Source organism: Aeromonas popoffii (genome assembly GCF_000820025.1).
GTDB lineage: Bacteria > Pseudomonadota > Gammaproteobacteria > Enterobacterales > Aeromonadaceae > Aeromonas > Aeromonas popoffii.
This window is the reverse complement of record NZ_CDBI01000040.1, coordinates 1,257-1,952: the sequence shown is the minus strand read 5'-3', so window position 1 is coordinate 1,952 and position 696 is coordinate 1,257. Positions and strand designations below refer to the sequence as shown.

General features: G+C 66.2%; 1 pseudogene. It reads left to right on the top strand.

Features of this window, described 5'->3' with window-relative positions:
• Positions 1 to 696 (top strand): annotated as a pseudogene (locus BN1129_RS07680) (glycosyltransferase); the annotation flags it as partial.

Genomic DNA, 696 nt, shown 5'->3' with positions numbered 1-696 from the left:
GTGGCCCGCCTGCTGGTGGGGGAGGGGCACAGGGTGCTGATGCTGTGTGGGGCCCTGTTCGAAAAAGGGATCCGGCAGAGCGGCGCTGAATTTGTGCCCTTCGCTCCCGAGGCGGATTTTGACTATCGGGCGCTGGAGCAGCACTTCCCCGAGCGAGCCGAGTTGAGCGGTACTGCCCAGATGGCGCTGGCGCTAAAGCGCTTCTTCGCCGCGCCCATCCCGCAGCACGACAGCCGGTTGCGGGCGCTGATCGCTGAAGAGGAGGTGGATCTGCTGCTGGTGGAGAACGGCTTCTACGGCGTTTTGCCGTTGTTGCAGCAGACGCGCAGCCAGCGCCTTCCCATCCTGATGCTGGGGGTGAACCCGGTCTCTTTCTCGAGCCCGGACGCCATCTTCTACGGCCCGCGCATCGCCCCCGAGCTGCGCCGCTCCCTTGGCGAGCTGCCGTGGCTGGATGAGCAGACCCGGCGACTGCAGGCCGACGTGCAGCAGAGCTTCGATACCGCCTTGGCCGAGGCTGGGGCACCGGCGCTGGGGGCTCCCTTCACCGATGTGATGGTGACGGCGCCGGATGCGTTTCTGCAGCTCTCCTGCGCTGGTTTTGAATATGATCGGCCGGAGCTTGAGGGGGTGATCCGTTATATCGGTCCCCTGTTGCCACCCCGGCTTGAGTCGGTCTCGCCGCCCTGGTGGGGG